The organism is Cyclobacterium sp. 1_MG-2023, assembly GCF_030546805.1.
In the GTDB taxonomy this organism is placed as follows: domain Bacteria; phylum Bacteroidota; class Bacteroidia; order Cytophagales; family Cyclobacteriaceae; genus Cyclobacterium.
Genome location: NZ_JAUOPC010000011.1, coordinates 152,544 through 176,948 on the forward strand (window position 1 = coordinate 152,544; position 24,405 = coordinate 176,948).

The 24,405-nt window shown below is 39.3% G+C and carries 13 protein-coding genes; 8 read left to right on the forward strand and 5 right to left on the reverse strand.

Features of this window, described 5'->3' with window-relative positions; translation table 11 throughout:
• The first annotated feature begins 21 nt into the window (after nucleotides 1–21).
• The gene (locus Q4534_RS17495; protein ID WP_303614444.1) at nucleotides 22–1,521 is read left to right on the forward strand and encodes a BNR-4 repeat-containing protein; all 1,500 of its coding nucleotides are present in this window, start codon (nucleotides 22–24) and stop codon (nucleotides 1,519–1,521) included.
• Between the two features lie 340 nt (nucleotides 1,522–1,861).
• On the opposite strand, the gene Q4534_RS17500 is transcribed toward Q4534_RS17495, so the two are convergent.
• Nucleotides 1,862–4,789 (reverse strand): PVC-type heme-binding CxxCH protein, encoded by a 2,928-nt coding sequence (locus tag Q4534_RS17500; protein ID WP_303614445.1) that lies wholly within the window; start codon nucleotides 4,787–4,789, stop codon nucleotides 1,862–1,864.
• A 638-nt stretch (nucleotides 4,790–5,427) separates the two neighbouring features.
• Between Q4534_RS17500 and Q4534_RS17505 the strand changes: the two genes are divergently transcribed.
• The 3 genes from Q4534_RS17505 to Q4534_RS17515 all read left to right on the forward strand — a co-directional run bounded on the left by Q4534_RS17505 (nucleotide 5,428) and on the right by Q4534_RS17515 (nucleotide 10,009).
• Nucleotides 5,428–6,834: a Gfo/Idh/MocA family protein gene (locus Q4534_RS17505; RefSeq protein WP_303614446.1), complete on the forward strand. Its 1,407-nt coding sequence runs from the start codon at nucleotides 5,428–5,430 to the stop codon at nucleotides 6,832–6,834.
• A gap of 162 nt (nucleotides 6,835–6,996) precedes the next feature.
• Entirely contained in the window at nucleotides 6,997–8,061 is a 1,065-nt protein-coding gene (locus Q4534_RS17510; RefSeq protein WP_303614447.1) for a putative zinc-binding metallopeptidase, read from the forward strand.
• Nucleotides 8,062–8,581: 520 nt separating this feature from the next.
• Entirely contained in the window at nucleotides 8,582–10,009 is a 1,428-nt protein-coding gene (locus Q4534_RS17515) for a GH39 family glycosyl hydrolase (protein ID WP_303614448.1), read from the forward strand.
• A 65-nt stretch (nucleotides 10,010–10,074) separates the two neighbouring features.
• On the opposite strand, the gene Q4534_RS17520 is transcribed toward Q4534_RS17515, so the two are convergent.
• The 4 genes from Q4534_RS17520 to Q4534_RS17535 all read right to left on the reverse strand — a co-directional run bounded on the left by Q4534_RS17520 (nucleotide 10,075) and on the right by Q4534_RS17535 (nucleotide 16,784).
• A complete protein-coding gene (locus Q4534_RS17520; protein WP_303614449.1) occupies nucleotides 10,075–11,670 on the reverse strand; it encodes a VCBS repeat-containing protein in 1,596 nt (531 codons plus the stop codon).
• 20 nt (nucleotides 11,671–11,690) lie between these two features.
• Nucleotides 11,691–13,109 carry a Gfo/Idh/MocA family protein gene (locus Q4534_RS17525; protein WP_303614450.1) on the reverse strand — a complete coding sequence of 473 codons (1,419 nt, stop codon included), beginning with the start codon at nucleotides 13,107–13,109 and terminating at the stop codon, nucleotides 11,691–11,693.
• Between the two features lie 331 nt (nucleotides 13,110–13,440).
• Nucleotides 13,441–15,450, reverse strand: a complete 2,010-nt coding sequence (locus Q4534_RS17530; RefSeq protein WP_303614451.1) for an FAD-dependent oxidoreductase — start codon at nucleotides 15,448–15,450, stop codon at nucleotides 13,441–13,443.
• A 68-nt stretch (nucleotides 15,451–15,518) separates the two neighbouring features.
• Nucleotides 15,519–16,784 carry an exo-alpha-sialidase gene (locus Q4534_RS17535; protein WP_303614452.1) on the reverse strand — a complete coding sequence of 422 codons (1,266 nt, stop codon included), beginning with the start codon at nucleotides 16,782–16,784 and terminating at the stop codon, nucleotides 15,519–15,521.
• A gap of 672 nt (nucleotides 16,785–17,456) precedes the next feature.
• Between Q4534_RS17535 and Q4534_RS17540 the strand changes: the two genes are divergently transcribed.
• The 4 genes from Q4534_RS17540 to Q4534_RS17555 all read left to right on the forward strand — a co-directional run bounded on the left by Q4534_RS17540 (nucleotide 17,457) and on the right by Q4534_RS17555 (nucleotide 24,373).
• Complete coding sequence (locus Q4534_RS17540) at nucleotides 17,457–18,110, forward strand: RNA polymerase sigma factor (RefSeq protein ID WP_303614453.1); 654 nt, start codon at nucleotides 17,457–17,459, stop codon at nucleotides 18,108–18,110.
• A gap of 10 nt (nucleotides 18,111–18,120) precedes the next feature.
• Nucleotides 18,121–19,143, forward strand: a complete 1,023-nt coding sequence (locus Q4534_RS17545; RefSeq protein WP_303614454.1) for a FecR family protein — start codon at nucleotides 18,121–18,123, stop codon at nucleotides 19,141–19,143.
• Between the two features lie 146 nt (nucleotides 19,144–19,289).
• Complete coding sequence (locus Q4534_RS17550; RefSeq protein ID WP_303614455.1) at nucleotides 19,290–22,736, forward strand: TonB-dependent receptor; 3,447 nt, start codon at nucleotides 19,290–19,292, stop codon at nucleotides 22,734–22,736.
• 11 nt (nucleotides 22,737–22,747) lie between these two features.
• On the forward strand, nucleotides 22,748–24,373 hold the full coding sequence (locus tag Q4534_RS17555; protein ID WP_303614456.1) for a RagB/SusD family nutrient uptake outer membrane protein: 1,626 nt from the start codon (nucleotides 22,748–22,750) through the stop codon (nucleotides 24,371–24,373).
• Nucleotides 24,374–24,405 lie beyond the last annotated feature (32 nt).

Here is a 24,405-nt window from a genome sequence, read left to right on the forward strand (position 1 = left end):
AATATTAAATAAATATAATACATGAAAAAAGCGTCAATTTTCCTACTGATCTTGGTATCCTTGGTCTCTATCCGATGTTCAGTCCAAAGACAAGACAAGTCAAAGGATCAAACAAAAAAAGACTTAAATGCTAAATTACATACTGATTTGCAAATGCATGAAGGTGTATTGATCAATAAAAAACAGGATGGCTACAATGGAATATGGTACATGAACCAGCCATTGGACAATGAATATAAATTTAAATATAGCGGAGGATTGGCCACTTATACTGCCAAGCACAATCCAATAGCAATTTACCGGAAAGAGGTAAATAAAACCTTCTTTTGTTATGGAGGAACAAATGCTGAAAATTCTACTTTGTTTCACATGGTTTCCTACTATGATCATGAAACCGGGGAAGTGCCCAAGCCAACCTTAGTGTTGGATAAGAATACCATAGATGCGCATGACAACCCCATCATTTCTATAGACAAGGATGGTTATATTTATTTATTCTCTACCTCCCATGGTACTTCTAGGCCTTCTTATGTTCACAGAAGCCGCAAACCCTATGATATAAAATCATTTGAAGTGGTGGAGGCTAATAAATTAGAAAATGGAGAAAAAGTGCCCCTGGATAACTTCTCCTATATGCAGACTTGGAATGTTCCGGATAAGGGCTTTGTAAGCTTTTTTACACGGTACAAATATCCTGCAGACCGGACGATCTGCTTTATGACAAGCCGGGATGGGAAAAACTGGTCAGAATGGAAACGCATCGCAGCCATCAAAAAAGGGCATTACCAAATAAGTGCTGTTGGAAATGAGTTGGTTGGCTCTGCCTTTAATTTTCATCCGGATACCAAAGAAAAGAACGGCTTAAACTGGCGAACCAACCTTTATTATGTGGAATCACCTGATTTTGGGGAAACGTGGAGAGCAGCCGATGGTACTCCTTTGTCTTTACCTTTGACTTCCATTGAAAATGCAGGGTTGGTTTACAATTATTACGATGAGGACCTTAATGTCTATATGAAGGACATTACCTATGACAATGAAAACAGGCCTGTAATTCTATTTATAACCTCCAAAGGCTTTGAAGCAGGGCCACAAAATGGCCCTAGAACTTGGAGGACAGCCCGATGGAATGGATCGGAGTGGGAAATCAACGACGTTACCACTTCCGATAATAACTACGACATGGGTTCCCTGTATATTGATGAAAAAGGTACTTGGCGTATAATCGCTCCTACTGAAGTAGGGCCACAGCCCTATAACCCGGGAGGAGAAATTGCCCTTTGGCAAAGCACTGATCAAGGAAAATCTTGGGAGTTGGTTAAGCAAATGACTGCTGATAGTCCCTATAATCACACCTATGCAAGAAGACCGGTCAATGCACATCCTGATTTTTATGCCATTTGGGCAGATGGCCATGGCAGAAAATCTTCTGAATCTCGTTTATTTATCAGCGATAAAGAAGGCAATGTATCCATGTTGCCGCAAAAAATGAAAAGTAAAAAAGTGAAATTGAAAAAATAATTGACTCCTTAGTAAAAGCTTTCTCTAGTAAGTTTGCTAAAACTTACTAGAGAAAGCTTAATGCTTGGTAATTGACGTTCTGAATTGTTAATGTTCAACCCAATATTTGAGATAGGTATTCTATTATCAGATGAAATCACTTCAAAATCAGGTGCTTTGTAGTTTTATTTACCCAGATCAGCTTGGCTATGCTGCAGTATATAATCAATTGATTTGGATTCAGGACTAGCCCACGAATTACTATTTCATATTCCGGTTTAAAATAAAATCGCCAATTATTTTCTTAAGTCATAGACCGGAAAATGATTGGCGATTTCTTTTTAAATTTTATTATGGGTTGCTATTTCAATCCCTGCAAATAAGCAGTAAGGTTTGAAATATCAGTTTCATTCAATGCTAAATCAGAAGGTTTCGGCATAATGCTGGTCGCAAATCTTTTTCTTGAGGCAATATCTTCTGCTTGTATATTGTATACTTCATTTTGCAGTCCTTCCAAAACAACAATGGGTCCATCAGCTTGTAGAAATCCATAAGCAACTGTTCCATCTTTTAAGCTGATCAGCCACATTTCATAGCCAAAGGCCACCCCGGCACTTGGATTGCTGATGGCATCAAACAAACCATCCTGGTCAAGTTTGGCTCCAATCATGCTTAAATTTGGGCCAATGTTACGGCCTTCATCACCTACTTGATGACAGGTGGCACATTTGCCTAGAAAAACTTGCTTTCCTTTAGCTACATCGCCTTCTATCGCACTTACATCTTCCAATGTAATGGGCTGTGCGGTTGTAGGTTTACTGAAATAATCACCTGCCAATACCCGAATGGCTTGTTCAGGATTTTGGAAAATCACCTTACTAATTTCGGTTTTCAATTGGGCCGAAAGTGCTTCTTTTTCTGCCAAACCAATCAACATCATGCCACCGGTTTTGTCTTTCGCCATGGCTTGGACTGCTTTTATTTTTTCTGCTTCCGAGCTGCTGTTTTGAGTTAGAATGGATTTATTCGCCAACATTTCCTTTTGGATTTCCGGGCTTAGGTTAGCTTTTAATTCAGGAATTTCCATCTCAAAACCATTCCATTCATTGTTTCTTCTATACCTCAACCACCACAAAGCCTGGTCTTTCACATCCGCAATATCCGAAGCAGCAATTTCTTGCATGGCATTTACTGCATTTTGGTTATTGATAAAGCCGAGCGCTGTTACGGCTTTTTTTCGTTGTGCTTCTGTCAATTGTGTGGACATGGCCCTTTCTTTCAAGTCGTTGACTGCTTGATTTGGATGCAAACGCCAGGTGAGGTCTTCAAACCCCGGTTTCCAATCAAGGGCTTCAGCACCCAACTCTTCCAGAAGGGTAGGATATACCTCTTCTTCTTTACCATCCATGGCTAAACCTAATGCCTCTACATAATACCTGTCATCACCATCATGGTGAGATGCCAGTTCAATTAAAACATTTTCTACTTGGTTCAATGGCATATCTCTCATGGCCAATGCTACTTCCCTACGCACGGCAGCAGATGGGTCTTTACTTAACTTATTGGCAAAGGGCAAAATATCAGATTTAACCTGCCTCAAAGCCCTAAAAGCAGTTAACCTTAAATCAGGATTATCGGCCTCTAACTGCTGCTCAACAATTTGAACCCCCTCATTGCCCATTTTGGAAAGAAGCCAAATGGCCCTTGCTTGATGGTAAGGGTTTTTATCCTTCAACACTTCTTTTACTGCATCCACTGCCTGTGCACCTTGGGATGCAAGCAAGCCAAAGCCGGCATTTCGAATATTTACTGCCGGATTCTTCAAAGCGGCTATCTGTCCTTGGGTTGTGGATAAGTCAATTTCCGGTCGGCTTAAAGTTTTACCTTTAGGAGTAATTCGATAAATCCTACCATAGCCGGTGCTATCGATCATCCGGTGTCCACCTACCATGCCATCGTACCAATCCGCCACATAGATGGCACCATCGGTTCCAACTACTACATCACTTGGCCGAAACCATTTGGTTTTGTCTGCATCTGTCGCGCGGCTTTTTGCATTTTCAACCTCTTCTTCAGGCAAGGAAGTAATCAAGTTATGCCTTTTTAGTTCAAAACCGGCTCCTTTAGCTTCAGGTTTGTAAGCCAATATTACGTTTCTTCCTGCTTCACTTGCGAGTAGGGTGCCTTGGTATTTTTCTCCCATCAAATCACTCTCATAGAAAGTGATACCTGTAGGGGATCCTGAACCGGTATTGTCCCCAAATGGGATTACACCAGGGTCGTCTTGATGCCAATGTGCCATAGGAATGGATTGGCCCGGCCGTCTATCCGCTTGCCATTTTCTGGAGCCATCTGGATTGAAATAGCCCATATTGCCACCCTCCATTAACCATGAAACACGTACCCCTTTGTTGCCATCATCATCATTGTCATTTTGCCACATATTGCCATAGCTATCTAAAGCCAATTCATAAGAATTTCGGAAATTATGACCCAATACCTTTAAGCCGGTACCATCAGGGTTGATGCTCATGGCAATACCCCCAACCCAGACTTTACCATCGTCACTTACCATTCCCGGTTCATTGTCAATCATATGAGGGGAACCACCATTGTATAAACTTCCTGATCGGAGCGTCCATCCGCTTTTGTCTGTTACTATATGTGGTCCGGCATTTCCTGCATTAAAATAATACTTTCCATCGGGCCCGGCCATCATGGCATGTAAGCCATGATCATGATCATATCCGCCAAATCCGGTTAAGAATATTTCTTTGTTGTCCGGTTTGTCATCACCGTCTTCATCTGTATAGATGATCACGGAAGGCCCGCTAGAAACAATTACTTTGTTGCCTATTACGGAAATACCCAAGGGAGCAGTTAAATCTTTGTCTTGGACAAAAACCTTTGAGCTTTCAGCTTTTCCATCACCGTCTTTATCCTCAAGAATCATGACCCTGTCTCCTTCTTCCTGATGCTTAAATTTGTTGGGGTCATTACGAAATAAACGATAATTAAGGGCTTCAGTAACCCAGATTCTTCCTTTGGCGTCTACATCCATATTCGTTGGATTGAAAAAAAGAGGGGATTCAGCCCATAAGCTTGCCTCCAAATCATCCGGTAAATAGAGTTGTGTGTCCTCGGAATAATATTTTCCATTTAGGGAAAAAGGTTCTTCCCGGACCTCCTCTTTACAGCTAGTATTAAATAGGGAAAGGCAGATGATAATTCCACCCAAAGAACTTTTACTAAAAATTTTGGGAGTTAGATTATTTAAGGTTGTATGCATGTTAATTGATATTAAAGGTTTTTGGCTTGCGCTTGATCAATTAATCTATTGATTATTTATCAAATTGCAGAAGAGGTTAAAAGTATAAAAAAAATAAATCAATAGAAAGCATTGTTTTATGGAGAAAAAAATATTCAATGATTTATTTCAATCTTATAATGGTACCCAAAACAGAATAGGCCTAGTCATGTTTAAACTAACTTGGATTTTTAGCTGTCAGGAATTTGATAATCTCGGATTATGCAATAGGATTTCCGGAGCTTTCTCAGGGAATGTTGGCCTCGTATTAAATCAGGTTGTTTGGAGGTTTTATCATAGCATTGCTATGATGAAATTAATAACAGCAAAGATAAGGCTGATTTTGAAATGATTTTTTCAGGTTAAAGAAGCGCTATAACCTATTTCGGGAGTCTATTTTCTAATTTTATTAATAAGATTGACTTAGTGCTGGCTAGAAATGCTTCTATTCAAATTAGATTCTAGATTTGTTCAATGAATTCCTGCCCCGGCTGAGCAAGAGGTTATTTATTGTTTTAACCCTGAATAGTAAAGAATACATGTAAAAATTCGCTTTTTGTTTCAATTAATTATTATTTATGGTTATTATGCTATTCACCCAAATTTTATCTTAAATCAACATGACAAAACGAAGAGAGTTTATTAAAAAATCAGCATTAGGCTCTGCGGGGCTAAGCATTGGGGCAATGGCCTTTAGTGCTAAAAGTTATGCATCCATCATAGGTTCGAATGACCGTATTCGTCTTGCCCAAATCGGTATTAGAAACCAGGGTACTGTTCATATTGACAATTACTGCAAAATTAAAGACAGCCATAATGTAACCCTAAATGTGCTTTGTGATACCGATGAAAACTTATTTGATGCCAAAGCAAAGATTGTGAGAGATAGAACAGGGGTGAAGCCTGAATTGGAATGGGACTTAAGAAAAGTGTTAGATAATGAGGAGATAGATGCTGTTTCTATTGCCACGCCCAATCATTGGCATGCCTTGGCTTCCATCTGGGCGATGCAGGCTGGTAAGCATGTATATGTAGAGAAACCGGCCTCACATAATATATGGGAGGGAAGGAAAATGATTCAAGCCGCTCAGAAAACCGGATTAACGGTGCAGGTAGGGCTAACCAATCGATCTTTCAATAATGTAAGGGAAGCCATACAATTTTTGCATGAGGGGGGAATTGGTAAAGTCTATATGGCCAGAGCCCTGACTTTTAAGCTGAGAAACTCCTATGGGACGGCTGATAATGGTGTTCCTCCCGCCGGTTTTCATTATGACCAATGGCTTGGACCTGCGCTTTACCGCCCTTATAATGAGAAAAAAAGTCATTACAATTGGCACTGGTACTGGGATACAGGAAATGGAGACTCCGGAAATACAGGAACCCATCAATTGGATATTGCCCGATGGGGACTGCAAAAAAATGAACATCCTGAAACCATATATTCCATGGGTGGCATTTATGGCTTTAACTTGGATGATTGTCCGCCTGAAAATTGTGCACCGGGAACCAGGGTTTATGGAGATGTAAACACCTATGGACATGATAAGTCCGGACAGGAAACGCCAAATATTCAATCCGGCTTATTCAAATATACTGATGGAACTTTGTTGGAATATGAAGCCCGAGGTCGATATACCAACCATGAAGGCAGTGGAGGTCAAGAAGTAGGTAACCTTTTTTATGGAGAAGATGGCTGGTTGGAAATTAGTGGCAATTCATGGAGAGCTTTCCATCATCGAGAGACAAAAACCTTTGCCGGCTCCAAAGATAATGTAGAACAAACGGCCACACTCTTCTCCAATTTTATTGAGACGATTCGTTCCGGGGACCATAAAATGCTACAATGTGACATGCGTGAGGGATTTTATTCTACAGCCTTACCATTGCTAGCCAATATCTCTTACCGAGTGAAACGCGAGTTAAAATTTATGGGAGATTATGAACGCTTTGCCAATGATTCTGAAGCAGACACCATGCTCTCAAGAATATATAGAGAACCCTTTGTGGTGCCTGATAAAATATAAATTGAAGGCTTATGGCTTAATTTAAGTCATAAGGCTTAATCCATTATGTTGGTTTATTGACAATGGTAAATGGTTTGCAAGCCTAAATTTCATAAGTGAATTCGAAATTCTTGTTTTGTTTTATTATCGCTGAATTTCGTTACATTGCCTAAAACATTAACCATGAAACTTTTCCAATGTGGCCATTGCCGGCAGTTGACTTTTTTCGAAAATACGCATTGCAGTCATTGTCAGTCCCTATTGGGATTTGATTCGATAAGTATGAATCTGCTGGCTATTGAAGAATCCAAGGACTATTTTATCACAAAGGATGAGGGAAAGGTAGCCTTTCGCTTCTGCGAAAATAATAAGTTAGATGCCTGCAACTGGTTGATCCCTTATGCCTCAAAAGACCGTTATTGCAGGGCCTGTTCTCTAAACCGAGTAATACCGGATTTGGTTAATCCTGCCTATAAGAAAAGGTGGATAAAAATCGAACTAGCCAAACACAGGCTGGTGTATGCCTTATTGCGCTGGGATCTACCTTTTTTTCCTTGGAATGCATCTTCCGGTAAAGGGCTGGGTTTTGAGTTTAAGGCCAGTCAACAACAGGAAAATGTCTTAACAGGACATGCTTCAGGTATTATTACCATGAACATTGCCGAGGCTGACGATGTAGAACGGGCCATGGCTAGAAAACAAATGGACGAAGTATATAGGACCGTTTTGGGACATTTCAGACATGAAATCGGTCATTATTATTGGGAAGTATTGATCGCAGAAACGGAATGGCTGGAAAAATTCCGGTCTGTTTTTGGAGACGAAAGGATGTCCTACTCCAAGGCGCTGGAATTGCATTACAGTAACGGGGCTCCTGAAAACTGGCAGGAGAACTTTATTTCTTCTTATGCCAGTGCACACCCCTGGGAAGATTGGGCGGAATCATGGGCGCATTACCTTCATATAGTGGACACTTTAGAGACAGCTTATGCTTTTGGATTGTCAATAAACCCCAAGTTAACAGGGATTCCTGATATTGTTTCCACTCAATTTTCGGAGGATGCTTACGGTTACATTGATTTTTCAATGCTGCTCAATCAATGGACTTCTTTGTCTTTGTCCTTAAATAGTTTAAATAGGAGCATGGGTCTTCCGGATACCTACCCTTTTGTTATTTCAGCTCCGGTTAGCAAGAAATTGGCATTTATTCATGAACTTATTCATAGAAATACGAATCAAGAAAAATAAATGATCTGGCTAGTTTAGTTGTATAGGCAAAATAGGAATTGTCGATTGATTTATTAATGGCCTATTTCTAATTTAATTTTGCAATAGTTTCATTGTAATTTTTTGAATAATTCAGGGATTATTCACTTTTTTAATATGCGCTGAGGTAGGTGTTTTAGAGTTGTGTTTCCCATTTGTACCAAATAAATAAATTTATTTTCCAACCGGATGAACGCCACTGATTTCAAAGGTGATCCATCTGACATCCTTTCTACAATTTAGATTTCAAAAGCGGATAAGCTTAGTGTTTTTTTTGCTTAGAGAGAAGGTTTGAAATGCAACCGGTGGTGATAGGTAATCAAACCGGGCAGAAATATTCTTTTTATATTAAGGCCCCAATGACCATAAGCGGAATTCGAGTTCAATATGGATATAATGTTGACCAAAAAATTGGGACTAGAAGTAATAAATGGTAGAAATTCCTTTGAAATAAGAAATAAAGACCTTAAAATATAAAACTGACAAAGCATAAATTTTGACCATGAGATACCTTAAAATATTTATTATTGGCCTTTTCTGGCTATTGACCGAAAAAGGATTGGCCCAAGAAAATTATTCTTTTGATATGTTGGGAAAACTAAAAACCTATTCTTCCAAGGAAATAGAATATTCAAGGTGGTCAATAGGAGGCGAAACCTTAGATCGAGATTATGCTGATTACCATGCGTATAAAGAATATCTTGGCCCATCAGGAGCAAAGCGTATCCGACTACAAGGAGGATGGGCAAAATGTGAACAAACAAAAGGGGTTTATGATTTTGAATGGTTGGATCAAATAATTGATGATGCTTTGTCCCAAGGTGTTCAACCTTGGCTGCAGGTTTCCTATGGTAATCCCATTTATCAAGGTGGAGGGGACGCTGCTTTAGCCGGAGGAATACCCACTTCAGAAGAGGCGTTGGAAGCATGGGATCAGTGGGTTGAAGCCATGGTAATCAGGTATAAGGATAAGGTTAAGGAATGGGAAATTTGGAATGAACCTGATATCAGTAAAAAAATGTCAGCCGAGGAGTTTGCTGCTTTTCATGTTCGTACCGGGGATATTATCAAAAGTATCCAACCCGATTCTAAAATTATTGCCCTAGGCCTTGCAGGTTTGAGTAGGACAGAATATGTAAAGTCAATTCTGGATATTTTAAAGGCTAAAAACAAATTGGATCAATTTGATGTGCTTTCATTTCATGGTTATAATTCTGTGCCGGAAAAATCATATTCGGCAGTAGCTAAATTAAGAGAACTTGTTAGCTCTTTCGACCCTAAAATTGAACTTTGGCAGGGAGAAAATGGTGCACCCAGTACGCCCAAAGGCCAATCTGTTGGGGCGATGACGAAATATGACTGGTCTGAAATTTCACAGGCCAAATGGGTGCTGAGAAGGATGCTTGGGGACATGGGCCACGGCGTAGATGTTACGAGTGTATTTCAGATTTCAGACATGCATTATGCCATGGGTGACCATCTGGAAGGCCTCAATTCAAAGGGTCTTTTGAAAGTGGCCTCGGATGGAAGTATAGAAAAACCAAAAATATCCTATAAAACCTTCCAAAATACGGTGAGTGTTTTTTCAGGAGAAATTAGCAAAACCGAAAAAGCTGAAGTTTTAAAAGAGATAAATGATTTGGTCGTTTTTTCTTACACAAAAAAGGGTGTGAGGGGGACAGCCATCACCTTATGGATAGGAGGTGAGAAACCTGAGGATCTTATGGATACCGAATTGGTGAACTTTACCATAACACATACTAAAATTAAAAATCCTGTATTCCTGAACCTTATGGATGGTAATGTTTATGAACTCGACAAAGATCATTACACTAAAAATGGTAAAGTATTATCCTTCCAAAATATACCCATTGGTGATTGGCCTGTGGTAATTTTAGATGAGGATTGGCTGGAATTAGTTAACAATTAGAGTATTACTCCCTTTTTTAAATAAAATAATGACCTTGTTGGATAAGTGATAGCAAAGAGAAAATTTCATTTTCGCTTCATTTGATTTTTTAAAATCAGTAGGGGGCCTTTTGGCTTTTTGATTTCCGCTGAAGTAGGTGGTTTGGAGTAGTATTTCCCATTGGATCCAAGTAATAAATCCAAATCACCATCTAAATCAATGTCCCCAATTTCAAAAGTTATCCATCTGGCATCTAATTTTGCTTCTAATATTTTAGGTGTATAAATATACGGGGCTTCCTGTTTTAGGTAAACAAAATCCTGTCTCTGTGTTAAGCCAAAATCAGGGAAATAGGCCACCGCCACAATTTCAAGTTGCCCATCCTGGTCAAAATCTGCTGCAGCACATTTATTGACACCATTCATAGGGAAAAAATAAACCTGCTTGAAGTTATTTTCTCCATCATTTTCAAATATTCTTAGCCCATGGTAGGGTTTTGAAATAGGCGGGTAATCTCCATTGTCTCCATTTCCATAAAGAATGTCCAGGTGTCCATCTTGGTTAAAGTCCACCAAATCAAAAGATACGGAACCATAAGTTGGAGGAAACCGGAGAATTCTTTCTTCGGTAAATTGACCCTCCCCTTCATTATAAAAAATGGAAATTCCCTCATCGCCTTGAGAAAAAAGCGTGATGATGTCCTTTTTCCCATCTCCGTTCATGTCCTGAACATCGGTGTGAATGGCTCCCGCGACATTCTTTAAGGTGGTTTTTTTATAAGGTTGCTCCGGATTGCCTGTGTTTTCAAACAAGGTAAGGGCTCCGGTATAATAGCCGAATTCTGCTACCAGAATGTCCGTGAGCCCATTGCCATTTATGTCTTCAAAAACAGTTTGAACAGGTCGGTTCAATTGGCTCAAAAATTTCCTAAAGGAGGAATACTGAAGTTCACCGGGATTTCTGAACAAGGTGATCAAATCTCCAAATTTGTTTTTCCCTAGGGAAAGCCTGAGCGAACCAGCCAGTGTGATCGAGAGTTCGTCCTTACCAAATGCTATATCTGTCGGGGCAGAAGGAAGAGGGATCATTTGAGAAATTTTGTTGTCACTATTTAAAATGGCCAGAGAACCCCGCTCCCCAGAAGCACTGCCTACAAAGATGCCCTTATGATTGGAATCTGTTTTTAAGAACGTTATGTTATGCAGCTTCCCATTTTCTTCCGGCTCCACCATTTCAAAACCTTCCAAATGGGTGATTTTATTTTCATCCCAAATGGTTTGGTCAAGTGTTACCGGGGCTTCAGCAAGGTAGTAAGCCTTGATTTTTTGCCAATCCTCAGAAGAAATGCCAGGTTTCTCAGGGAACATATGAAGTTTCTCAACTGACTTTCTGTTAATAGCACCTTCCAGGATTTTACTTCTCGGTACTTCTGCTTCATAGACCCCAAATAACCGCCCCATCAAAGGTAATACAGACCGCTCCCAGGTTTTTGTATCCAGCTCAGGCGGTTCTGGATACAAATGACAGCGTTGGCAATGTTTTTTTGACAGTTCTTTCCCTGAGATGATATTTTCCAACGCCAGCTTTTGAGGAGATTTCTTTTCTGCGGGGCCATTACAAGAAACATTAAGTAATAGACAAAAGAAAATTATCTTCAGTGGAAATGTACCTTTACTATTCATGAAACATTACCTGCCGGCCCTTAGATTAAATTGGTTGTTCCCCCTTCTTTTAAATCAATGTCCATTCCACGTTTATTGGTTTTCCAAGCACCTGAGGTAAAGTCAGGGACCTTCATTGTTTTGCCTTGTTGGGCTACTGATTGCTCACTCAATGGAGTGACGGCAGTCCACAAGGCTGCATCATACACATCCATTTCCAATGGTAGGCCATTTCGAAGACAATCAATCAATCGCCAATCACTGGCGGTAACCCTTTCATAGCCTCTGCTTCCTTTTATGCCACCAGCCTGGGTTACTTTTTCATTAAATTTTTTGGTGATATTGGGTGTGTATTTTTCTACCAATGCTTTGAATTCACTTTCTTCCATATACTCCTCACTAACAGCTATTCTCGGTGGTCTTGCTTCATAAATGCCTTTAGAACCACTGATCAATTGGAATCTGGAACCGGGCCGTGGTGAGCTGATATCATGTTGCAACATGATTGTTCTTCCTTTATAGGTTCGGATAAGAGTAGTATTCATGTTTCCACGGAATTTCAGTCCATCATAAGGCTCAAAATAGGGATCTTTTTCTGCCAGTTCTTTCATTTTAGGCGCCATGGTAAAATCACCGCTGGAAATGGATACCAAATACTCCATTTGATCTCCGTAATTGAGGTCCATCATTTGTGCAGCTGGCCCTAGACCATGTTGTGGGTAAAGGTTGCCATTCCTGCCTACATTTTCCTTTAAGCGCCATGGTCGGTAGCCAAACCAATTGTCGGCATCTCTTTCCCATCTGTCCGATCCATTTACCCTATCATGAACATAATTACCTTCTCCATGAACCAAATCACCAAAGAAGCCATCTCTTACCATATTTAGAACAGTGGCAGACATGCCGTCGTGACAAGAACCACAGCCCATAAAGCAATGCTTTTTTGTTCTTTCCGAAGTTTCCACCACCTGCCAGCATTCTTCCAGGGAAATACCTACCGGCAATTCAGTATAAACATGTTTGTCTCTTTCCATGGCATAAACGGCTATGGGCGCATGAAATTTCCAAGGGGTAGCAATGTAAATCAGGTCTATATCATTTCGATCACACAATGCTTTGTAAGCTTCTTCACCATCTGTATAGGTGTCCGGGTTATGTCCATAACCTTCTATTGTTTTAAGTGCTTTTTCAATATTGCCTGGGAGGATATCACACAAAGCCATAATATCCACATTATCTATACTTGCAAAACGATTTAATGTTCCTGAACCACGACTTCCCACTCCAATCAATCCAATCCGTACCCTGTCCATTTTTGGAGCGGCATAACCATGCATATTGAAAGATTGCTTGTGTAACTGTTTTTTTTGGGGTTCAGCCTGTGAGTTGCTGGCACCTACAACAATACCTGCACCGGCCATGCCGGCAACTTTGATAAATTCTCTGCGGTTATTTTTCATTTTTCAAGTTCTTTTGTGGTCAAAATAAGTTGTAAAAATTAGTATGGTAAAAGGATTCCTTCTGTCAATGAAATTTCTGTATATGCGGTAATCTCTTTACTATATAGTCAATACAAGAGAAATAATGAAACAATATTCTAAAAATAGTAACGGAAACGTTATCGAAGATTTGTAAAGATTTTTCAATTAGTCAATCTTAAATTTCAATCCACATTCCGAGAATTAGGGTTAGATGGTTGGCATGGATCAATGTTGATTATTATTTATGCAGGCCTTAGAGAAATATGTATAATGGATTTCTCATTAGTGTTAAGTTTTAGTTGTATTTGTCCTAAGACAATTCAGTTGCTTGATACAATTGGTACATTGCCATGCAGGCTTCCCCTCGTAGGACATCGGATTCAGGGGCTCTTTTTTCATATAACCAGGATTCCGCTTGCAGGGTTTTTTCACCGGGTTTATACACGGTTTGAAGGGTCTTCTGAAGGACTGAAATTGGCACAGTTTGGCCATGATTGTTCAGCTCCGCATTGATGATTATTTCTGGATTCTTGGTAATGTCTTTGAAAATACCCAGCCATAGCTTATAATCTTCGATAGATAAATTCTCCTGTGGCTTTGCCAAATAGGAATCAAAAAACCCTTTGGTACCCCAAAATTGTACTGCATCAAATGCCTTGTCAGACCTGTCAATGTCTTTAAAGTAAGTTAAAATCTGATGCCTCTTAATTAGAATGTCCTGGAGTTGTAACACAGGTACATCTTTAATTTCTACCTGTAATTTTCTAGACAGGTGAGCAGCAATTCCGGCAACCTGCCCGATTCCCATCCATAAGGGTTCCATTCTTACGGTTGAATAGGCAACATGTGTTGTGGATGCCGCCACCGGAACAATCAATCCCAGGACTTTTTCAGGAACCAGAATCCTGTATGGAATTTGGTAAGGAGATATTTCATACATTCCTATATAGCCTTCCAATACTTTATTGTCCTTAGATGGAATCTTAGAAACAGGAAAACTATCTATAGGAAATTCACCCGTGATAATGGTGTCTTCAAAAACTGTGGTTCTTTGAGCCTGCCCATTCAGGGTGACGTCATTTTCTGTAAGGGTATATTTTCCTTTTAGTCGCCTGGCCTCACGAATATACAATTGCCAGGGGAAGTGGTCGTTGTCCGTAAATTCATCCTTTGGCAGATGGTATTTCATGGCCAGATTCCGCTGTTCTTCCGGTATTTCCGGATCATTCTGAACAAAATAAATCAAGCCTAGGGTTAATTCTCTATGTTGCTGAAATATTCTTTCTCTGGTATCCCAGTTGGATTCGGGATAAGCATAATTTTCTCCAACAAATGGAAAGCCCAAAGGCCTTGGATTGATGTTGACATCATACTTTCGGTTTGGTATTTCGGTGAAGGAAAAAACCCTAACCATTGTATCAAAGTGGTCTGCATAATAGCCATGCCCCTCTTTAAACACCTTGGGTGCACTTAACCTCTTTTCTTCCAAATCTTTGAAATAAGCCAAATATTTGCTTCTGTCATACCCCGAAGGAGGCTCAGAAAGCACATAGCTGTTTTCAGGATCATCTGTCATGCAAAGTCTATAAGTATAGGCCGGCAATCTGTCATCCCCCTCTCCGGTTCCTCCTTCCAAAAACTTTTTTTCGTTGAAATCAAAAAATATATGCCCTGCATGCTTTTCTCCAAATTCTTCTTTTCCTTCCCTTCCCAAACGGTAACCTGCCCCGGCAAGGGCAAAAACATCACCTTCGTAGGTGGCATCTATAAATACTTCAGCTTTAAGAAATTTGTTCTCACCGGTTTTTCTATCTTTAAATCCAAGCCTAGAGATTTTCCCGGAATTTAATTCAGCCTCTTCCAATTGATAATTGAACAATATCTTGATATTCTTTTCCTCAGCTATCATTTGGTTGAATACAAGTTCGGCAACGGATGGTTCATAATAATAGCCTTCCTTGCAACGCTTGACATTATCGGAATTTTCCCCATATTTATCGATATAGTATTGCAGTACTTTTTCTGTAAATTCTTTAAAAAGTCCTGCAATGGCTTCCTTGTTTTCTATGTCACTTTTTCCCAATCCACTTGTGGACATTCCCCCAAGATGTGAATGGTAGGCTGTAAGTATTACATTGGAACCCATTCTAGCGGCTGCAATAGCAGCCATTATTCCTGCAGGAGTACCGCCGACCACGGCAATATCAGTGATATCCTCTATTTTTGAACCTGAATTTTGATCCATGCAGGAGACAGTCAGCCCGCTTCCTGAAATTAAGGTGCTTAATGCACTTATTCTTATAAAATTTCTTCTTTTCATGATTTTATCGGAGCTTTTGGAAAACCTGTTTTATAAACCAATAAGGGGAGGTGCCAATTTTCACCTTGCTAATTTAAAGTAGGCATTTCCAGTTTGTCCAAATCTGAAATTTTGATTTTTAAAACTTCGATTTTTTGTTTGGCTGATCCGGCAAATGCAACAAGCAAATGACCATCATGCTCAATTACATGGGGATAATCAATATGGCGACCACCGGTGAGGTAACCCATTTTTGTAAATACCATTCCATCTTCGCTTATTGACAAGGCAAGTGGATCTCTTCTTTTAGGATGTGGGTTGGACACCAGCACATACCTGCCATCACTTAACCTTAAACCATTAAATTTTGACCTGGCATCAGGGAAGTTAGTCCGTACAGGATTGCTCCAGGTCCTTCCATTGTCTATGGAAAATGCCCTGTATAGGTAGCCACTTTTTCTATTGTCTCGAAAAAGTGCCATCAGATTTTTTCCGTCAGGAAGAATCCACCAATAGGGTTCTTCCGGGTCCATATCAGCTGTGGATCCCATGACCGGGTAAGACTCCCATTGGTCAAAACCTTTAGTCCCACCGAGAAGAAATTCAATGCCACTTTCCTTATAGTCATAGGCTCTTCTAGACATCAACCAATCTCCGGATGGAAGCAATTTTGGAGGGAAATTATTGATTGCATTTTTATAGACAAGTCCTTTTTCTTCCCATGCTTTGGAAGCCATGTTCCACTTGAATGCCCTTAATTCCAAACTTGGACCAAAAAAACCAGCCGCTTCATCAAGAGATGCTAAGGCGAGAAGCTCTCCTTCCCTTTGCCAGAAGCCTCGTGAAATCCAACGCATTCCCTTTTCCGTTCGGGTATTGTAATGAGTTGATTCAGGTCCCGAACCTTCAGGGTAAGGCGTAAGGAAATCAGGATCAGTCCAATTAAGGCCATCGGGGCTGGTGGCATATTTTACTACCTGACCAACCCTGTCTTCAACCCCCGGTCCATCACTCCACATTAGCCAGTATTTGTTGTCATAAAAAGTAAGGTAAGAATGCTGATTTACACCACCCTTGCCTTTTTTAGCTTCTGAGACAGTAGTATTATCGAGGTCTTCAGGTGTTACATCACTCACGAGGGCATGTTGTGAGGGTATTTTGGGAAGGTTATCAAAATCTATGTCATGTGGATGCCCAAACCAATCCCCTGTAAGCATTAAATTGGAGCTGGGGTTGATTGCCGGATCTGGGTAATCTTCAATGGAGGTTTGTTCTTTACTTTGGGTGCAAGCGGAAATTTGTGAAAACAAAAATGCGATAAATAATAGTTTTAGGGCTGATGTTTTTGTGCTCATGTACATGCTTTGTTGGGCAAAAATTATTGTTTGTTAATTGATACTAATTATTCAATAGATTAGGTTTATTAGAGGGTTATCCCATATCTATTGGATGTTAATCGTACAAAATAGCTAATTTATTTTTATTAGGCTTGTTTAATTGCCAAACTGGTAATAATTAAGTGCCAAAATTTGAATTTCATTTGATATAATTATGAGAAAGCAGGTGGGGATACATGAAGTTTTGGAGCATGTGCACCATGCCATGCTTGCCATTTATAATAGCCTTGTGTAAAAGGAGGGATATAATTTATGCCTTATTATTGCTTGGTTTAAATGTAGATATCAGTTTTGTTTTATGGAGAGAAAAGTGATAAAAAGGCAATTTTTCCGGAATCCTTCACGCTACATAACATCTTTTGAAGCACCAATATCTTTTAGCATAATATCAAGGTTTTTTATTATTTATCAATAGGTTTTTAGTTGGTGTGGAATTTTTCGGGTACGCACCCTATAATATTTTACAAACTTAAGTAAAAATGTATTTAATTTTGTTAATTAAGAAAAAATATATTAAATATACTTATTTTACTATTTTGATAAAAAAATTATTTTTTAATGGGGTTGTTTTTCATTTTTTTATGCTCTTCTTTAAAAGAGGATACCATCAACCTTTACCACTAACTAGAAATGAAATCAATAATTAAAAAGAATAATTATTCAGTTCAGCCTAAGGTGTCATCTTTTCATATAGAACCTCCTGAATCCATTAAAGAGAAACCTGACAGGGAGGTATGGAAAGCTTTTGATAATGGAGATGAATTGGCATTTAATTTAATTTATCGCAGCCATGTCAAAAGGATGTATCATTATGGTTCCCAGATAACTAAGGATACCGAGCTGATTAAAGATTGCATTCAAAATATATTTATTAGCCTAAGGAGAAAAAGAGGTGCTTTGGGAGAAGTTGAATGTATTAGGGCATATTTATTTAAAATTTTAACCAGAGAAATTTTAAAAAATTTAAAAGCTGATAAGGTATCAGAGATCAGGTTTGAAGAAATAAAGGATCAATTTTTCCCTATATCTATTTGTCCTGAATCCATAATGATTCAAAGAGAAAAAGAGATGGCCAACAAGGAGCTGGTAAGAGAAGCGTTAGGTCAATTAACAAGCAGGCAGCGGCAAGCCATTTTACTTTTGTATGAAGAGGGAATGAGCTATAAAGAAGTAGCTGATACAATGGGGTTTAATGAGGTTAAAACAGCAAGAAAAATTGTGTATAGAGCAATGGCTAGCCTTAAAGAGATTCTTGTTGGTCAGGAAATTAAACCTAAAGAGTGATTGTAATCCAATGAGGTACAAAGATTTTGAATTAGTAGATTTTCTTGCAGATGAATTTTTTATCCTTTGGGTAAAGAATCCGGACAAGAATACCCAACATTTTTGGGAAAAATGGCTAATAGAGCATCCTGAAAAACGCGAGATTGTGTTAAAGGCTATTTCCATTATACGAGGGGTTAGTTATAAAGAAGGGGAGCACTTAACTGATTCTGCTTACATAGATATTTTTGAAAATATATTAAGTGCAGATAAAGAAAAAGGGAAATATGGAAGGGGGTTTTTAAATTCTGACAAGAACAACAATATTAAAAACATTGCAGCTATTTTAATTTTCGGATTTTGTGCATGGATGGGTTACTACCATACTTTTCTTTATTCAGAACCTGCTCCTGTATCAAACAAAACTTTTGTGATAAAACGAAGCACTCCCTTAGGTAGTCGCTCCCTTATAACTTTGGCAGATAGTAGTAAAGTGCACCTCAATTCATCAAGTGAGATCAGTTACCCTTCAGATTTAGCTACCTCCAATCGCTGGGTAGAATTAAAAGGGGAAGGGTTCTTTGAAATAAAGAAAAACGGTAAACCATTTACGGTTTTAATTGGTGGTACCAAAATAGAAGTTATGGGGACATCATTCAATGTGAAGGTGGAAGAAAATAAATTGTCCGTAGCCTTGATGACAGGGAAGGTTATGGTTAAGGATCAGAAAGGCAACCAGGTCTCTTTATACCCTGATGAAATGTTGGTCATGGAGAAAAGTGGAGATTTGTATAAAAGTGATTTTGATACACTTAAAGTAACAGGTTGGAAAGACAATGTACTCGTATTTGATTCTGACAATTTCGAAAATTGCAGGAAAAAAATTGAGGCTTGGTATGGCGTTGAAATTATACTAAAAGGTGAAATAAGAAAAAGTTGGGTCTACTCCGGTACCTATATCAATGAATCACTTGAAAATGTAATGCGAGGGGTAAATTTTACATCCGGCTTAAATTATAAGATTGAGAACAGAAAAGTAGAATTGTTCAATTAACAGCAAAATCATGGCATACATCGATACCGGTTAAAAGCAAATCGCAGGGCCTATTCTGGGGGGAATAAGACCCTGCTTTGAGTAGCCTTCCTTTAATTGAAGGGAGGCAATAGTTAAGTCGTCTAAAACTTAAACCATACAATATTATGAATAAATATATACTGAGACAACTTATTATGGTGTCCAAAAGATTATTTTATGGCTTTGCCATCCAATTGATTTTCTGCACAGTGTTGATGGCCAACACGGGCAATGCTCAGCGAAAATCAATTGATGAGGTCAAAGTGTCGCTTGACTTAAAAGAAAAAACTTTGTTGCGGTTTTTTAAAAATATAGAATCCAAAACTGATTTTAAGTTTACCTATAATGATGACCAAATCAGTCTCAATCAAAGAGTAACGGTCAGTCAAAAAAACATTTCGGTTTATAAGGTTCTTGAAAATATTGCCAAGCAAACACAGTTGAAATTTACTCAAGTAAATAACAATATTCATGTTAGAAATAGCCATAAAGAATATGGTATTAAAGTAGATGTCGCTGAACTTGCGGATGTAACGATCAGTGGCAAAATAGTAGATCAAGACGGTGAACCTTTACCGGGTGTGACCATTGCAATCCCCGGCACTACCATTGGAACAGCATCAGACATAGATGGAAATTATTCTTTGACTGTGCCTGAAGGTTCCACTCTCGTTTTCTCATTTATTGGTTTTCAGTCCCAGCGTATTGATGTAGGCCAACAAACAATTATCAATGTTACTTTGGAGGAAGAAATGGGATCTTTGGATGAGGTAGTGGTTACCGGCTTCGGTACACAAAAGAAAGAAAACCTTACAGGTGCAGTATCCAGTGTAAGTAAAGAGGTACTAGAAAATCGCCCCATCACCAATATTGGACAAGGTCTTCAGGGTCAGATATCCAACCTAAATATCACGCAAAATACCGGCACCCCAGGAGGAGGAGCTACTTTTAATGTCCGAGGTTTTACTTCTATTAATGGGGGATCACCTTTGATTTTGGTAAACAATGTTCCAATGGATGTAAACTTGATCAATCCCAATGATATCGAAAGCATTTCGGTACTTAAGGATGCTGCTTCAGCTGCTATCTATGGAGCTAGAGCAGCTTATGGGGTGATTTTAATTACAACCAAATCGGGAAGTAAGAATGACAAACCGGCTATCTCACTTTCCTTCAATACAGCTGTAAATACACCGGTAGTGAAATTTGAAACCATGGATGCAATGGAGCGAATGAACTACATGAATACTGCAAATATTGCAAGAAATGGTGTGCCTTATTATCAGTTTACTGATATATATCAGGATAAAATAATTGCCCATTATAATGATCCCAGTCAACCTACTGCATTTCCTGATCCTCAAAACCCCAATGTTTGGTTGATGAGTGGCAATACAAACTGGGCCGAAGAACTGATGAGAGACAGCTATCCTATGAGTCAGTATACAGCGAGCATTACCGGTGGAGACGATAGGTTCGATTATTACACTTCCTTAAATTACTTATATCAGGAAGGTATCAATAGGCAGTTTGATGAGAAATACAAGCGGTACAATTTTATGACTAACCTGAATTATAAAATTACAGATTGGGCCAAAATTGGAACCAAGATTTCCATGAACAACAGCAACCATATTTATCCACCAAACAATTCTACCAATCATTTTCCGGAAGGCAATAGCCCCTTTCAGTGGCATCAATGGGCCAACTGGCCGGTTTATTTTCCTGATGGTAATTATGCCTCAGGTGGTTCGGTACCTAATACCGTTCAGTTTTACAATGAGGCAGGCCATAGGAAAAGAGAAATTCAAGATACTTGGATAACCGGATCTTTACAGTTGACCCCTATAAAAAATACCACCATAAATTTTGAATATACTTCCAATATTAAAAATACTGAGGAGGAGGAATATTGGAAAAAACTGCCAATGTACTTTGTAGATGGGTCCGTAAGTGGTTATTATCCTTTTACAAACCCCAGCCAAGTAACCAAAAGTAACTACAATGACAAATATTATGTGCTCAATGCCTATGCGGATTATGCGAACGTTTTTGGAAAGCACGATATAAAAATAATGGGTGGTTTTAACCAGGAAAATCTTGATTCCAGATATTTCTATTCGAAAAGGGAAAACTTAACGGTGGAATCCATACCGTTTATGAATTTGGCTTATGGAGAGCGGTATGTAGGCGATGCGGCTTCACAATATGCCATCAGAGGTGCTTTTACAAGGTTAAATTACAATTACGATGGGAGGTATCTTTTGGAATTTAATGGACGTTATGACGGCTCATCTAAATTCCCCAAAGCCGACAGATTTGCCTTTTTCCCTTCTCTTTCCTTAGGATGGAGGGTAGATAATGAAGCGTTTTTCGGTGACCTAAAAAATACTTTTGACATGTTAAAAGTAAGGCTGTCTTACGGGAATTTAGGTAATCAAAATGTGCCCGGAAATTATCCCTACATCGCTACTTTTAGTGCAAGTACAGTAAATTATATATTAAATGAAGACAGGCCACTCACGGTATATGCACCGGGTTTGGTAAGTCCTACTTTAACTTGGGAAACCGTAACCCAAAGAAACTTTGGTCTGGACTTTAGTCTTTTTCAAAATAGGTTGACAACCTCCTTCGATGTTTACCGAAGAGATACCAAAAACATGCTGACCAGGTCCCAAACACTTCCTGCTGTTCTTGCTGAGACAGAGCCCAGAGAAAATGCGGCTGACTTGAAAACTTCAGGTTGGGACATGACCATAGGTTGGCGGCAACAAAGCAATGAAATGAGATGGGGTGTCAACCTGATTTTGTCTGATTACACTTCAGAAATAACCCGATTTAGCAATCCTGTTGGGTTAATATCGGATTATTATGTTGGCAAGCAGATTGGTGAAATTTGGGGCTATACCACCACAGGTATTGCTCAATCAGATGCCGAAGCGCAGGAGTTGGATCACAGTAACCTAGTAGGAATAGAAAGAAAAGCCGGTGATCTATTGTTTGCTGATTTGGACAATGATGGGAAAATATCTCCCGGAAACGGCACCTTAGATAACCCCGGTGACAGAAGGATAATCGGCAATAATACGCCTAGATACAGTTTTGGTGTGAAGACAGATATACAGTGGAAGAATTTTGATCTGGATGTGTTTTTCCAAGGTGTAGCCAAACGTGATGTGTGGCTTAGCAATAATTTCTGGCTTGGTGGCTATACCAGTGAGTGGAATGCCCACAATAAATTACTTTCAGATTTCTGGACTCCTGAAAATCCTGATGCCTATTTCCCCAGACCTATGGTTTCAGGTGGTTCAGATGTTACTGCAGTTCAAACCAGGTTTCTTCAAAATGCCTCTTATCTCAGGCTGAAACAGTTGACATTGGGTTATACAATTCCTAAAGCTTTGACTCAAAGGGTTAAGATGGAGATGGTAAGGGTTTATGTTTCCGGAAATAATATTTGGGAAGTAACGGGCATTCACGAGTACAAGAATTTATCTGACCCGGAAATGAATGGGGCCCAGTATTACCCAATTTACCGCTCATTTTCTTTAGGTGCTAATATCAATTTCTAAATCATACTGTCGTGAAAAAGATAACTATATATATTTCCGTTTTGTTTCTTGTAGTAACCACTGCCTGCAACGATGAATATTTGGAGCGGTATCCCTTAGATCAAATTAGTGATGCCCAATTTTGGACTTCCTCCACTGATATTGAGCTTTATGCCAACCAATTTTATATTGATTTGAGAGATCCTCAAGTTAACTGGAGAAAAGATGACAAATCGGACAACAATGCCCCGGGGGATAGAAATACCTATGTCTGGGGTGAATACGTAATTCCTGCTACTGGTGGAGGCTGGGGCAAAAGTGATTGGCAGCCAATTAGGCGATGTAACTATGCCTTAGCCAGAATTGCTGAAATGGAGAAAGATGCCTTGGTTTTAAGATATGAAGGAGAAATAAGGTTTTTTAAATCCTTCTACTACCAAAAAATGATTGAACGTTTTGGTGATGTCCCTTGGTATGAAGAAGATTTGCAAACTGATTCTGAAGGACTTGTTAAGCCTAGAGATTCTAGAAAGGTAGTCTTTGAAAATATGCTCAATGATTTGGATTTCGCAATTGAAAACCTTCCGGAAGAATCCGGTGAAAATAGATTGACCAAATATGTTGCCCTTACTTTCAAAGCCGAAGCTTGTCTCTTTGAAGGGACTTTCAGGAAATATCATGGACTAGGTGATCATGAAGCAATTTTGGCTGAATCTGCTGCAGCAGCCGAAGCCGTTATAAACTCTGGGCTTTTTAGTCTCTATTCTACCGGGAATCCCAATCAAGATTACTTTGATCTTTTTGTTCAATACAATCTTACAGGAAACCCGGAAGCTATCTTTTTTCAAAGATTTATTGAAGGAATCCGAATGCACAATAACGTAAGGTCTTTGGGTGAACCACATACTGGATATACCAAAGATTTTGTGCAATCCTATTTGAGTAAGGATGGACTGCCAATAGCCCTTAGCTCTTTATACCAAGGGGATCAAAATTTTGAAGATGAGTTTGTCGACAGGGATCCAAGGATGAAACAATCTATCTATGTACCCGATCGTCCCTACAGGATTTACTCTGACGGCAGCATTGACTACCGTACCATGCCTGAATTTGATAATAACTATGTGACCACAAGTTATTATATTACTAAAGGGTACTCACCTTATGAAGTAGATAGGTTACAAAATCAATCCACCATAGATGTATTTACTTACCGGTATGGTAAATTATTGGTTACCTATGCGGAAGCCAAGGCTGAACTGGGAGAAGCCACACAAGAGGTGTTGGACAATAGCATTAATTTATTGAGAGACAGGGTAGGGATGCCTCATTTAGAGGTGAATGTAGGTTTTGAAGATCCAAATTGGCCCGACTGGGAGGTGCCTGTAACTCCTTTGATCAACGAAATTCGAAGAGAGCGAAGAATTGAAACAGCAGGAGAGGGAACCCGCTGGGAAGACCTTGTCAGGTGGAAAGCGGGCAAGCTGTTAGAAAATCCACTGACTTATGTGGGTGCAGTAGATCCGGAAACTGGTGAGTACCGCGTGATCTATCCCGGTAATACCAGAACATGGGACGATAAATTATATTTATACCCTATACCTGTCCAAGAACTTTCATTGAACCCTCAACTCACTCAAAATCCTGGTTGGGAGTAAGTAGAGATTAAATTAATACGATTAATATCACA

Excerpts from the sequence above, each read along its gene's own strand:
- Q4534_RS17495 (WP_303614444.1), top strand. The coding sequence starts at position 22 with ATGAAAAAAGCGTCAATTTTCCTACTGATCTTGGTATCCTTGGTCTCT.
- Q4534_RS17500 (WP_303614445.1), bottom strand. The coding sequence starts at position 4,789 with ATGCATACAACCTTAAATAATCTAACTCCCAAAATTTTTAGTAAAAGT.
- Q4534_RS17505 (WP_303614446.1), top strand. The coding sequence starts at position 5,428 with ATGACAAAACGAAGAGAGTTTATTAAAAAATCAGCATTAGGCTCTGCG.
- Q4534_RS17510 (WP_303614447.1), top strand. The coding sequence starts at position 6,997 with ATGAAACTTTTCCAATGTGGCCATTGCCGGCAGTTGACTTTTTTCGAA.
- Q4534_RS17515 (WP_303614448.1), top strand. The coding sequence starts at position 8,582 with ATGAGATACCTTAAAATATTTATTATTGGCCTTTTCTGGCTATTGACC.
- Q4534_RS17520 (WP_303614449.1), bottom strand. The coding sequence starts at position 11,670 with ATGAATAGTAAAGGTACATTTCCACTGAAGATAATTTTCTTTTGTCTA.
- Q4534_RS17525 (WP_303614450.1), bottom strand. The coding sequence starts at position 13,109 with ATGAAAAATAACCGCAGAGAATTTATCAAAGTTGCCGGCATGGCCGGT.
- Q4534_RS17530 (WP_303614451.1), bottom strand. The coding sequence starts at position 15,450 with ATGAAAAGAAGAAATTTTATAAGAATAAGTGCATTAAGCACCTTAATT.
- Q4534_RS17535 (WP_303614452.1), bottom strand. The coding sequence starts at position 16,784 with ATGAGCACAAAAACATCAGCCCTAAAACTATTATTTATCGCATTTTTG.
- Q4534_RS17540 (WP_303614453.1), top strand. The coding sequence starts at position 17,457 with ATGAAATCAATAATTAAAAAGAATAATTATTCAGTTCAGCCTAAGGTG.
- Q4534_RS17545 (WP_303614454.1), top strand. The coding sequence starts at position 18,121 with ATGAGGTACAAAGATTTTGAATTAGTAGATTTTCTTGCAGATGAATTT.
- Q4534_RS17550 (WP_303614455.1), top strand. The coding sequence starts at position 19,290 with ATGAATAAATATATACTGAGACAACTTATTATGGTGTCCAAAAGATTA.